Genomic DNA, 12,119 nt, shown 5'->3' on the forward strand with positions numbered 1-12,119 from the left:
TGCCCTACTGTCTTGGCTGAGCACGGAACGCCGCACCCCCCAACGGAGCGGCGCCCCACCACAACCCGTAAGGAGCACCGACATGTCCGGCACCAGCCCCGTCCTCGAACCCGCCGCCGCCGCGTTCGCCACGGCCACCGCCACCCCGCCGTTCCTGTTCCAGCTGCCCATCGACGAGGCCCGCGCCGCGGTCGACGAGGCCCAGTCCGGCGAGATCACCAAGCCCGAAGTCGACGAGGAGTGGATCACCGTCGAGGGCGGCCCGACCGGATCAGTCCAGGCCCGCATCGTCAGACCGAAGGGCGCCACCGGCCCCCTCCCGGTCGTCATCTACATCCACGGGGCGGGATGGGTCTTCGGCAACGCCCACACCCACGACCGCCTGGTCCGCGAACTCGCCGTCGGCGCCGGCGCCGCCGTGGTCTTCCCCGAGTACGACCGCTCGCCCGAGCACCGCTACCCCGTCGCCATCGAGCAGAACTACGCGGTGGCCCGCTGGGTGGTCACCAAGGGCGCCGACTTAGACCTGGACGCCTCCCGCATCGCCGTGGCCGGTGACTCCGTCGGCGGCAACATGGCCGCCGCCCTGACCCTCATGGCCAAGGAACGCGGCGACGTCCCGCTGGTCCAGCAGGTGCTCTTCTACCCGGTCACCGACGCGAGCTTCGACACCGGCTCCTACCACCGGTTCGCCGAAGGCTACTTCCTGCGGCGCGACGGCATGCAGTGGTTCTGGGACCAGTACACCACCGACGAGAAGCAACGCGCCGAGATCACCGCGTCCCCGCTGCGGGCCACCCTCGACCAGCTCACCGGCCTGCCGCCGGCCCTCGTCATCACCGCCGAGGCCGACGTGCTGCGCGATGAGGGCGAGGCCTACGCCGCCAAGCTCCGCGCCGCCGGAGTCCCCGTCGTCGCCACCCGCTACCTCGGCGTCATCCACGACTTCGTCATGCTCAACGCCCTGCGCGAGACCAACGGCGCCCAGGCCGCCATCGACCAGGCCGTCCACACCCTGCGCACCGCCCTGCACAAGAACTGACCCACCGCCGTGGACCACGGCAACCGGGCGGCCACCACCCGCGCCGCCCGGAAACCCCCACCGGCCTCAAGCCGATGGGCTGTCCATCAACCTGTGCGAATCATCCATGCCCGGCTATCGCGCCAGCCCCAGCCACTGAGCAGCCGCCCCGAAGTCGGTGTACTCGGTCCGCACGAACTTCACCACCCGCGACCACGGACTGCCGCTCTTCCCGGCCTGAGGCTGGCCCTTCCTCTTCTCCCCTGTCCCGACATGCCCCTTCCCCCGACGAGACCGCGCCCGGTCCAAAGTAGTCAGAACCCGGAGCTCAGCCGTACGGCGACGCTTCCCCCGAGGACAAATACCGAAGCGAACGCGCCGTGGACTGGGCGTCGGGGTCAGTTCGACCAGGTGAATCCGTTGGTGCTCACCGCGCCGCCACGGGGAACCTCGCCGTCGGCCTGCGCCGGGCCGGCGAACGCGAAACCGGCGACGGCGATGAGCGCGGCGACGAGTAAGGCCTTGACGCTGGTCCTGGAATCCATAGGACACCTCCGGTCAGGAATTCCAGGCCATCGCACATACACACATTTATCCCGATAAAGACGACGATTTCATTGGTTGGATATCGGACAGCCTTTTTCAGGTCCCCGCAGCGGGGGAACCACTCACCATCCGGGGCAGCGGCGCATTCACCCCGGCCCCGGTCGGGAAAGCTCGTCCCACCAGGGCTTCCACGTCGCAGGAGTCGTGGCCTCACAGATTCAAGGCTGGCCCGCACATCCCCGCGGGATGTGAAGATGACTCGCCCCTCTTGGCCTCAGGTGCCCCCTTAGCCAGACAGGAGACGGTCGACGAGGGCCCTGAGCGTCTTGGCGTCGTCCGGGCCGAGCCGGTCCAGCATGTGACGCCGGGTGGCCGTTTCCAGGGTCGGCAACGTCGCGTCGATCACGTGTCTGCCTTCCGGGCGCAGCGTGACCTCCACCCCGTTCGGGAGTTTGGCGCGGGCCACGTAGCCGCGGTTGACCATCCGTGTCAGCAGGTGCGACAGCCGTGTCCGGTCCCATCCGAGGGCGGCGGCGAGAGCATTCTGCCGCAGGCTTCCACCGGACTCGTGCAGGGCGACCAGGACACTCAGTTCCGCCTCGGAGACGCCGGAGGCCGCAGTCGTTTCGGCGACGACGTTGGCGCGGACCGTCTCGTAGGCGCGCTTCCACCGCAACCACAGCTCGGTGGCCTCACCGCCGCCAACTGTTGACATATCAACACCTTCTTCTTAGTGTTCGACCTGACCACAAAGCTCGACGTACAAGGACTCCCCCATGCTCGATTCTCGGCGGCACTACGCCAGCCTGCGCCTGGTGGCGCTGCTACCCCTCGTACTGTTCCTCCCTGCCGTGATCGCCTTCTTCACGGACCCGGACGTGGCGTGGGGAGAATACCTGGGCGTCTTCTTCCACCTCTCGATCCTCTTCCTGGTATCGCGCCTGGAGGCGGCGCCCTGGGCCAAAGCCGCAGGCTACGGCTGGGTGGCGCTCGACGTGCTCGCCGGCATCCTCATGATCAACGCGATCGAGTACGACACGGCCTGGGCTGTCCGGCTGGGCGGGCATGTCCTCGCCGGTGTCTGGATCGTGGCCAGTTCCCTGGTCAGCCGTTTCTGGCCGGTGCGTGTAGTCGGCGTCATCACCGGCGTCTGGCTCGGCGGCTACTCCTTCGTCGGCACCCATCTCGCCGAGGAGTACCTGCGCCCGGCCGGAATCATGATCCTGATCTGGTTCGCCCTCCTGGCGATCTTCCACCGCGACGACCCGGGGCACCCGGCGGCACCGGCCAGCCCTGCGCCGGCCTGACGCGTCCTCTCCGCGAGATACCGTTTGCTGTCGGCAGCCAGGGTCACGGGGCCGGCCCGCCCAGCGATGAGACATTCGGAGCGGCTGTCGCACTTGGCACACAACTACGGCCTGGGCAAATCGTTCACGGCGATGTGGGTGCGAGGTCTTGGCATCGAGGAAACCGCCGACCGGCTTTACGGTAAATTCGACGCGGCCTGGATCGACACGGAGAACGTCGGCGAAATCGCTGAGCGACTTCGGCTGGACCCCGATCCGGAACTCTCTGCGATCTCGATACTGCATTCCTCCGGGCCCACGACGCGCAGGACACCCTCCGAGACTGGTTCACGACTCCGCGCGTTAGCCTGACGGGCCGTTGAGGGTGGGGCGGTCGAGTGAGAAGGGGCGCAGCGCGTCGGGCATGTGACCGTCGATGACCGCCTGGGCCAGTGCGTGCCCGAGGAAGGCGGCGAAGGCGACTCCGTGCCCGTTGCAGCCCAGCGCGAACCAAGCACGGGGCACATCGGGGACCGGGCCGGCGATGGGCAGCTGATCGGGGGTGCGGGCCATCGCCCCGGCCCAGCGGGTGGTGACAGGGGGCAGGTCGAGTTCGGGGAACAGGCCGGGCAGGACCTGCTCGACGGCCGCCTGCACCTCGTCCGTCGGGGTCTGTGCGGTGGTGGCGAAGCCGACGTCCAGGTCGCGGCGGCCGCCGACGATGATCCGGCCGTCGGCCAGCTGCCGCCAGTATTCGCCGGTCGGGCTCACCGAGGCGCCGGTCGGCGCGTGGAAAACCGGTGCGGCGGGCGCGTACGCGAGCATCTGGGCCCGTGCCGGGGTGACCAGCCCAGCCGTCTGCGGCACCAGCGCGGGCGTCCAGGCGTTCACCGCTACGACGGCCGCCGCGCAGTTCAACGGCCCGGTGCTGGTCTCGAGGTGGATCCGGCCGTTGATGTGGGCGATCGACCGTACCTGGACACCGGTCATGATCTGGGCGCCTCGCCGCCGGGCGGCGTGCGTCAGAGCGCTGACCAGGCGCATCGGGTTGATCGACATGGCGTTCGGGCGGTACAGCCCACCAGCGACATGCGCGGCGACCGGCGTACCGATGAACCGGGCCAGTTCCTCCCGCTCCACGACGTCGGTCGGGAACCCGTCGGCCGCGAGCAGTTCGGCCTGTTTGCGTTTGGCGTCCCATTGCCCCTGTTCGAGGGCGAGGCTGAGCTGGCCGTCGGTGGACAGTTCGCAGTCGATGTCTTCCTTGGCCACCAGTTGGCGTACCAAGTCGACGTTGCCGAGGGTGGAGCGGTACACCTCGCGGGCCTGGGCACGTCCGAGCGTCGCGACGGCCTGCTGATAGGACAGGGCCAGACCCGGCCCCACGAATCCGGCGTTACGCCCGCTCGCACCGGTACCGGGGACGCCCGCTTCCAGCAGCAGCGGCTCCAGCCCGGCCTCGGCCAGCCAGTACGCGGCGCTGACGCCCAGCAGCCCTCCCCCGATGACCACCACTTCGGCCTTCCCCGGCAGCCACCCCGATCGGGCCTGCCAGAAGGACACCGAGTCGGAAGGCGATGCCGGCGATGACACCATCTCCGGCACTTCGCCACTCAACGATCCCGCAGCGCTCACTGTTCTGTCGTATCACTTCGCCATTGCCTCGCCCAGGCCCTTCAGGCACGCACCCGAACGCTTCATCCCGGCGACGGCGCTGCTGGACCAAGACTCGGTACAGGCGTCACGTGATCACCCACTGGTTGTTGGTGCTGTTGTTCGGCGTCCACAGGCCGACGGCCGAGCCGACGGTGCTGTCGCCCATGCCGTCCAGGGCGGTGCCGGTGCCCCTGTTGACGATCCGGTGGCGGCCGTTGCCCGTGCTGTCGAGCCGCCACTGCTGGTTGGCGCCGCCGTTCCAGGGTGCCTGCCGGGCGGTGGCGCCGTTGGCGGTGTTGCCCCAGCTGTCGGCGACCATGGCGTTGGTGCGGTTGACGATGCGGTACCAGCCGTCGCCCAGTTCGATGAGCTGCCACTGCAGGTTGGTGCTGCCGTCCCAGTTCCATTGTTTGAGGTTCGATCCGGAGGCGACGTTCCCGCCGCTGTCCAGGACCAGGCCGGTGGTCGCGTTGGCGATCCGCACGTAGCGGGCGGGCGCGGGGCCGGACCCGGTCATGCGGTACGTGCGACCGGCCTGGCCGGTCAGCCGGATGACGTCGTCCTCGGGTTCGGCGACGGGGACGGCGGCGCCGGTCGTGGTGTCGGCCACCTCGTAGGTGCCGGCGAACATCCGGGCGCGGACGTCGACCGTCCCGTCGCGGTCGTACCTCAGGAGGATCTCGGTGGCCCCGCCGGAGCTCCAGGTCACGTCCACGGTGTGGCCGCCTCGTCCCCGGAGACCGCGTACCGTGCCGGCCGGCCAGGCCGGCGGCAGTGCCGGCAGCACGTGCAGTTCGCCGTTCTGGCTCTGCAGCAGCATCTCGGCGATGCCGGACGTCGCGCCGAAGTTGCCGTCGATCTGGAACGGCGGGTGCAGGTCGAACATGTTGGGCGCCAGCCGGGCCGTGGTCACCAGGAGGCGGAGGAGCGCGTGCGCACGGCTGCCCTCCTCCATCCGGGCCCAGTAGTTGATCTTCCAGGCCAGGGACCAGCCGGTTCCGTCGTCTCCGCGTAGTTCGAGGGTGCGCCGCGCGGCGTTGTGCAGCGCCGGGGTGCCGCGCTTGCTGATCTGGTTGCTGGGGTGCAGGCCGTACAGGTGGGAGATGTGCCGGTGGGCGGGCTCGGTCTCGACCCAGTCGTACAGCCACTCCTGGATGTTGCCGCGCGAGCCGATCTTCGTCGGCGGGAGCCGGTCGCGGGCGGCCAGGACCTGCGACCTGAACCCGGCGTCGGTGCCGAGTTCCTGGGAGGCGCGGGCGCAGCCGTCGAACAGGTCGCGCAGGATCTGGTTGTCCATGGTGGGGCCGGCGCAGACGCTGACGCCCGCGTGGTGGGCCAGTTCCGGGGAGTTCGACGGGTTGGTGACCAGGTATCCGAGGTTCGGTTCCGGTACGAGGGTCTCGAGGAAGAACTGGGCGGCGCCTTTCATCACCGGGTAGTACCGCTGGAGGAACTCCAGGTCGCCGGTGAAGCGGTAGTGGTCCCAGACCAGGGTGGCCAGCCAGGCTCCGCCGGTCTGCCACATGCCCCAGAAGGCGCCGTCCACGACCGACGTCCCCCGCCACGCGTCGGTGTTGTGATGGGTCACCCAGCCGCCGGCGTCGTACTGGACGCGGGCCGTCCGGGCGCCGCTGACCGCGAGGTCCTCCAGCATCGCGAAGACCGGTTCGTAGCACTCGGACAGGTTCGTCGTGTCGGCGGGCCAGTAGTTCATCGGCAGGTTGGCGTTGATCGTGTATTTCGAGTCCCAGGCCGGGGTGAGCGAGTCGTTCCAGATGCCCTGCAGGTTGGCCGGCTGCGTGCCCGGCCGGGAGGAGGAGATCAGCAGGTATCGCCCGTACTGGAACAGCAGCGCGGAGAACTGCGGGTCGTCGGTGTTCGCGTGCCGGGCGATCCGCACGTCGGTCGGCTGATCCGCCGCCGGGGTCCGGCCGAGGTCGAGCGTCGTACGCGTGAACAGCCGCTGGTAGTCGGCGACGTGCCGGCCGCGCAGGTCGCCGTAGGTCCTGCTGGTGGCCGCGTCGAGGTGGCGGCGGGCGATGCCCTGGTAGTCGCCGCCGGTGTCGCGGAAGTCGCGGTAGCTGGTGCCGATGGAGATCAGCACTGTCACGCTGTCGGCGGAGGTGACCTGCAGGGTGCCGCCGGAGCTGGTGACGCTGCCGCCTTCGGCGACGGCCCGCGCCAGCGCCAGGAACCGGACCGAGCCGGACACTCCTTCCATGTCGCCCGAGATGCCGTCGAGCGCGACCGTGGTGCCGTCCGGGCTGGAGCGCGTCGCCCGCTGCGGGCTGCCGAAGGTCGCGGAGAACGTGATGGAGCCCGGCCTGTCGGCGGTCAGGCGGACGGCGATCACCTGGTCGGGCGCGCTCGCGAGCATCTCGCGCCGGTACCGGACGCCGTTCTGCAGGTAGGACACGGCGGTGGTGGCCGTGGTGAGGTCCAGGTGGCGGTGGTACTCGGCGACTCCGGCGGCGCTGCCGAAGCCGAGCCGCAGATCACCGACGGTCTGGTACGCGAGCTGACCGGCCGGGTTGCCCAGCATGTTCTGGTCGATCATCGTCTGGGCCTGGCTCCACTGGTTCTGGAAGACCAGTTGCCGGATCTGGCCCAGCGCCGCCGCCCCTCGGGGATTGCTCTGGTCGTACGGCCCGCCGGCCCAGACGGTGTCCTCGTTGAGCTGCAGCCGCTCGGTGTCGACGTTGCCGAACACCATGGCGCCCAGGCGGCCGTTGCCGATGGGGAGCGCTCGCAGCCAGTCCGTGCCGGCGCTCTCGTCGTACCACAGGGCCAGGTCGCCGGCGGCGCTCACCTCGGGAGGGGGCGCCGAGGCGGGCCGGGCGGCGGCGGTCCAGCCCGGCAGCATGGCGGCTCCGGCGCCGGCCGCGCCGAATCTGAACACTTGCCTTCGCGACAGATCAGACATCTCGCATCCCTCCGGAGGGGGTGAATCGGTCCCCGCCGCGCTGTCACGCGCGGCGGGGACCGCGGCGGCGGCTGCCGTCAGCCGATCCGCCTGAGCCGGCGTCGCGGCTCGTCGGGGCGTGGCTCGGGGATCAGAGGCGGGTCCACTTCTGGTTGGCGCCGCCGTGGCAGGTCCAGATCTGCACCCTGGTGCCGTTGGCGGTGCCGGCGCCGTTGACGTCGAGGCACTTGTTCGCGCCCACGGCGGTGATGCTGCCGTCGGCGTTCAGGGTCCACTTCTGGTTGTTCTGGCCGTTGCAGTCCCAGATGATCACCGCGGTGCCGTCCGACGTGCCCGCTCCGTTGACGTCCAGGCACTTGTTGCCGTACACGCGCAGCTCACCCGAGCTGGTGGTGGTCCACTGCTGGTTGGGCTGGCCGTTGCAGTCCCAGATGAGCGCCTGGGCGCCGTTGGCCTGGGAGGCGCCCTCGACGTCCAGGCACCGGTTCGACGCCACGCCCCGCAGCGCGCTCGTGCTGTCCGGAGGCTGACCGTCGCCCTGCCCGACGCCGCTGCCGATGAAGGTGACGGAGTCCAGGTCGAACGAGTTCGCGGCCGGCGCCTTGAACACGACGTAGAGGTCACGGGTGCCGCCGGGGTCGGTGACCGTCACCGGGGACAGCGACACGTAGGTGTTCCACCCCCCGGTCGCGGGCACGGGGCCGGAGGCGATGAGCGCCCCTGTCGGTGAGCCGGCGCGCAGCTCGATGGACGCCCCGGTGCCGGACGGCGCCGAGACGCGGAAGGACACCGAGTCGATCCCCGACAGGTTGACCGGGCTGAAGGAGATCCAGTCGTTGTTGGAGATGTCGCCGATGCGCCTGCCGCCTTCGGCTCCGGACTCGTCGATCACGCGGATGCCGGACGAGCCGGTGAAGTGCTCGGCCTGCTTGCGTTTCGGTTGCAGGGTGATTCCGGCGGTGCCCTTCAGGCCGCCGCTGTCGGTGTAGTCGGCGGACAGGACGTAGTAGATGTCGGCGGCCCCGTCATGGCCGGAGGCGGTGGTCGTGACCGTCCCGGAGCAGCCGGTGTACTGGCCGGTGTCGTGGGCGTGCTGGTCATGGCCGAGCGCCGTGGTCACGGTGACCTCGGCGCAGTCCGCGGCGCCGTCCTCGGCGTCGGTGGCGGTCACCGTGTAGTCCACCTGGTCGCCGAGGTCGATGAACCCGCCGTCGGGCGGGGCCGAGAAGGCCACCTCGGGACGGGTGTTGCCGACCACGATGGGCAGCGTGACGCTGCCGGTCTTCCCTCCGGAGTCCCGTACGGTCAGCCTGGCGGCGAAGGTGCCGTTGGCCTGGTAGGTGTGGGAGGGGTTGGCGCTGGTGGAGGTGCCGCCGTCGCCGAAGTCCCACTCGTAGGTGATCGGGTCGCCGTCGGGGTCGGCCGAACCGGCCGAGGAGAACGCCACGGTGAGCGGTGCCACGCCCGAGTCGGGGGTGGCGCTCGCCTTGGCCAGAGGTGCGCGGTTCCCGGCCACGTAGTCGATCCGGTAGATGCTGTCGTCGGTGTTGGCGTGGCCGAAGCCGTTGCCCCAGTCGGCCATGTAGAGGGCGCCGTCCGGCCCGAACTTCATGTCGATCGGCGCACGCGGGGCGATCTGCGCCACGAACGGGTTGATCTTCAGCAGGTTCCCCGAGGAGTCCAGGCGGAACTCCTTGACGAAGTTGCGGCTCCACTCGTAGAAGAACGGCGTGCCGTCGAAGTACGCGGGGAACTTCCGCTCGGAGTCGCCGGCCTCGTCGTAGCGGTAGATCGGGCCGCCCATCGCGGCGGCGCCGCCGCAGCAGTCGATCTCGGGGAACTCGGCCGAGGCGTGGTAGTCGTACCACACGGTCGCCGGCTTGGCCGCCGGCAGGTTCGTCAGGCCGGTGTTGTTGGGCGAGTCGTTCACCGGCGCCGAGCAGTCGAACTTCGGGCCGGAGGTGCCGGTGGCGAAGTCGTAGTCGTTGAACGGGATGTTGTCGCCGACGCAGTACGGCCAGCCGTAGAAGCCGGGTTCCTTGATCAGGTTCCACTCGACGGTGCCCTCGGGGCCGCGGTTGGGGTTGGCGGCGCCCGCGTCCGGGCCGTAGTCGCCCAGCGAGATCCAGCCCGTCTCCTTGTCCACGGAGAAGCGGAACGGGTTGCGGAAGCCCATCGCGTAGATCTCCGGCCGCGTCTTGGCGGTGCCGGGAGGGAACAGGTTGCCGGACGGGATCGTGTAGGTGCCGTCGGGCTCGGGGTGGATGCGCAGGATCTTGCCGCGCAGGTCGTCGGTGTTGGCCGAGGACCGCTGGGCGTCGTAGTGCTCCCGGCCGGGCCGTTCGTCGATCGGGGTGTATCCGCCGGAGGCGTGGGGGTTGGTGTCGTCGCCGGGGCCGATGTACAGGTTCCCGTCCGGCCCGAACGCGAGGTAGCCGCCGGTGTGGCCGGGCTCGTCGACGTGACGGTACGCGGGGACCTCGATGATTTTCTTCTCGCTGGACAGGTCGAGGCTGGTCCCGTCGAAGGTGAACCTCGACACCCGGTTCACCTCACCGCCGTTCGCCGGCGAGTAGTTGAGGTAGATCCAGCCGTTGGCGGCGAAGTCAGGGTCCAGCGCCAGCCCGACGCCGCCGTCCTCACCGCCGTCGTACACCGGCAGGGTGCCGATGACTCTGGTGGCCCCGCCGCCGGCGGGGATCAGGTTCACCTTGCCGGAGCGCGAGATGTAGAAGACGCTGCCGTCGGCGGCCACGTCCAGTTCCATCGGCTGGTCCGGCGCGCCGTCGAGGGTCACCTTCTGGAACCGGGACGCGACCGTGCCGCCGCAGTCGCCCGGCGCCGCGCCCGCCGCCCAGCGCACGCCGCCCAGCAGGTGCTGCCGGAACAGGGGCTCGGAGTAGGAGGACGACTGGTGGCCCATCGCGGTGGCCCACACCCGGCCGCCCTCCGGGTTGTGGCACCAGGAGATCGGGTGGTCGGCGCCCATCCGGCTCGGCCCCGCGTCGTACGTGGTCTCGTCCGCGGTCACCAGCACGTGCACCGAGCCCCGCGCGTTCTTGTCGAAGTTGTACCACTCCTCCGTGCGCACCCACCGGTCCGGCAGGCCCGCCGTGGAGGGGTGGACCTTGTCGGCGACCTTGGCGGTGCCCTGGAGGACCGACGAGTGCGCGGTCATGTGGGCGCCCGCCATGATGACCTGGTCCCACCAGGGGAACTGCGCCTCGATGTTCATGTCGGTGGCGTTGTGGACCGCGACGACGCCGTGGCCGGCGCGCACGTAGGCCTGGAACGCCTGGCGCTGGGCGTCGTTGTCCCACACCATGCCGCTGGTCTGGAACATGATCACGGCGTCGTAGGTGTCCATGGCCGCGGACGTGAAGACGGCGGAGTCCTCACTGTGGTCGAGCTCGAAGTCGTTCTCGGACGCCAGCTGCTGGAACATCGCGACACCCGCGGGGATGGAGTCGTGCCGGTATGCGCCGCTCGCCGTCTCGGTGAACAGCAGCACCCGGAACTGCGGTGCCGCCGCCTGCGCCACCTGCGGCGACAGGGTCATCGACAGCCCTGTCAGGGCTGCGACCAGGGCTGAGAGCAGGCGTGATCTTCGCATGAAGGATCTCCTGGGGGGGTGCCGGCTGCGGTCGGAGTCGGAGGTGAAGCCCGCCGACAAACCTATTAAGCATGCTTATCCGGGATATCGGAACCGATGTTCCTCATCTATCCGACGCGGGCTTCTCTCAAGGGTTCACAAATCAGCAGGTCGAAGGGCCCAGAAGATCTCGCCCCAGGCGGATAAGTATGAAACTTTCAGGTCACAGGGTGCGCAGGTGGGCGAGACCGTCCACGGCCAGCCTGTCCTGGCTCTCCGCCAGCGGCCGCCAGACGGAGGCCGCGGTGGCGATGGTCCGGTTGTGCGCGGTGAACGACTCGATGACGAGCGGCCCCTGATAGCCGGCGTCGCGCAGGGCCCGGCTGAAGCCCGGCCAGTCGAAGCGGTCGGCCCCCGGCGTGCCGCGATCGGTGCCGCACACCTGCACGTGCGCGACGCGGCCGGCCGCCTGCCGCACCGCCCGGGCGGGGTCCTTCTCCTCGATGTTCATGTGGTACACGTCGAGTGCCAGGTGACAGTCCTCGGGCAGCGCGTCCAGCGCCTGCTCGACGGTGTTGACGAGGCTGGTCTCGTACCGGTTGAGCGGCTCGACGGCGAGCTTCACCCCGCGCTCGGCCGCATGGTCCAGGACGGGCCGCAGCCCCTCGCGCAGCTCGGCGTAGACCTCCCGGCGTTCGTCCGGCGAGAGCCGCCAGGTACGGCCGACAGAGGCGTAGGCCGGCCCCGCGATCACCGGGGAGCCGACGGTCACCGCCACGTCGACACAGTGCCGCAGGTAGTCCTGGGTGTCGCGGACGGTCTCCGGGGAGGCGGCCACGAGCTCGCGCCCCGGCGGCATGACCAGCACCACGGACGCGGCCAGCCCGTGCTCGGCCAGCACCGCCGCGGCCCGGTCCGGGTCCCAGTCGCCGGGCCGCTCGACGGGCAGCTCGATGACGTCGAAGCCCCACCGGGCGACGCGGGGCGCGAGCCGCGCCAGTTCGCCGTCGGTCAGCGGGGAGACCCAGACCCAGGTGTTCACTCCGATGGCGAACATGGCGCCCCTCCTCGTCGTCGGTTCAGCGGGAAGGAGCC

Annotated in this window: 9 protein-coding genes; 3 read left to right on the forward strand and 6 right to left on the reverse strand. The window is 70.0% G+C overall.

Annotated elements, in window-relative coordinates; all coding sequences use genetic code 11:
• The first annotated feature begins 82 nt into the window (after positions 1 to 82).
• Positions 83 to 1,042 carry an alpha/beta hydrolase gene (locus AB0J42_RS15800; protein WP_364294217.1) on the forward strand — a complete coding sequence of 320 codons (960 nt, stop codon included), beginning with the start codon at positions 83 to 85 and terminating at the stop codon, positions 1,040 to 1,042.
• Between the two features lie 377 nt (positions 1,043 to 1,419).
• On the opposite strand, the gene AB0J42_RS15805 is transcribed toward AB0J42_RS15800, so the two are convergent.
• Positions 1,420 to 1,566, reverse strand: a complete 147-nt coding sequence (locus AB0J42_RS15805) for a hypothetical protein (protein WP_364294220.1) — start codon at positions 1,564 to 1,566, stop codon at positions 1,420 to 1,422.
• Positions 1,567 to 1,853: 287 nt separating this feature from the next.
• Complete coding sequence (locus AB0J42_RS15810) at positions 1,854 to 2,282, reverse strand: MarR family transcriptional regulator (protein WP_364294223.1); 429 nt, start codon at positions 2,280 to 2,282, stop codon at positions 1,854 to 1,856.
• 61 nt (positions 2,283 to 2,343) lie between these two features.
• On the opposite strand from AB0J42_RS15810, the gene AB0J42_RS15815 reads away from it, so the two are divergent.
• Positions 2,344 to 2,874 carry a hypothetical protein gene (locus AB0J42_RS15815; RefSeq protein WP_364294226.1) on the forward strand — a complete coding sequence of 177 codons (531 nt, stop codon included), beginning with the start codon at positions 2,344 to 2,346 and terminating at the stop codon, positions 2,872 to 2,874.
• A 93-nt stretch (positions 2,875 to 2,967) separates the two neighbouring features.
• Positions 2,968 to 3,225 (forward strand): hypothetical protein, encoded by a 258-nt coding sequence (locus AB0J42_RS15820; RefSeq protein ID WP_364294229.1) that lies wholly within the window; start codon positions 2,968 to 2,970, stop codon positions 3,223 to 3,225.
• On the opposite strand, the gene AB0J42_RS15825 is transcribed toward AB0J42_RS15820, so the two are convergent.
• The 4 genes from AB0J42_RS15825 to AB0J42_RS15840 all read right to left on the reverse strand — a co-directional run bounded on the left by AB0J42_RS15825 (position 3,217) and on the right by AB0J42_RS15840 (position 12,081).
• On the reverse strand, positions 3,217 to 4,416 hold the full coding sequence (locus tag AB0J42_RS15825; protein ID WP_364294232.1) for an FAD-dependent oxidoreductase: 1,200 nt from the start codon (positions 4,414 to 4,416) through the stop codon (positions 3,217 to 3,219). The genes AB0J42_RS15820 and AB0J42_RS15825 overlap by 9 nt on opposite strands.
• A 178-nt stretch (positions 4,417 to 4,594) precedes the next feature.
• A complete protein-coding gene (locus tag AB0J42_RS15830; protein WP_364294235.1) occupies positions 4,595 to 7,408 on the reverse strand; it encodes a glycoside hydrolase N-terminal domain-containing protein in 2,814 nt (937 codons plus the stop codon).
• Between the two features lie 154 nt (positions 7,409 to 7,562).
• Entirely contained in the window at positions 7,563 to 11,045 is a 3,483-nt protein-coding gene (locus AB0J42_RS15835) for a ThuA domain-containing protein (RefSeq protein WP_364294238.1), read from the reverse strand.
• Positions 11,046 to 11,247: 202 nt separating this feature from the next.
• On the reverse strand, positions 11,248 to 12,081 hold the full coding sequence (locus tag AB0J42_RS15840) for a sugar phosphate isomerase/epimerase family protein (protein ID WP_364294241.1): 834 nt from the start codon (positions 12,079 to 12,081) through the stop codon (positions 11,248 to 11,250).
• Positions 12,082 to 12,119 lie beyond the last annotated feature (38 nt).

The sequence above is a fragment of the Nonomuraea sp. NPDC049649 genome (assembly GCF_040675175.1).
In the GTDB taxonomy this organism is placed as follows: Bacteria; Actinomycetota; Actinomycetes; order Streptosporangiales; family Streptosporangiaceae; genus Nonomuraea.

Coding starts and splice junctions, on each gene's coding strand:
- AB0J42_RS15800 (WP_364294217.1), top strand. CDS start 83: ATGTCCGGCACCAGCCCCGTCCTCGAACCCGCCGCCGCCGCGTTCGCC.
- AB0J42_RS15805 (WP_364294220.1), bottom strand. CDS start 1,566: ATGGATTCCAGGACCAGCGTCAAGGCCTTACTCGTCGCCGCGCTCATC.
- AB0J42_RS15810 (WP_364294223.1), bottom strand. CDS start 2,282: ATGTCAACAGTTGGCGGCGGTGAGGCCACCGAGCTGTGGTTGCGGTGG.
- AB0J42_RS15815 (WP_364294226.1), top strand. CDS start 2,344: ATGCTCGATTCTCGGCGGCACTACGCCAGCCTGCGCCTGGTGGCGCTG.
- AB0J42_RS15835 (WP_364294238.1), bottom strand. CDS start 11,045: ATGCGAAGATCACGCCTGCTCTCAGCCCTGGTCGCAGCCCTGACAGGG.
- AB0J42_RS15840 (WP_364294241.1), bottom strand. CDS start 12,081: ATGTTCGCCATCGGAGTGAACACCTGGGTCTGGGTCTCCCCGCTGACC.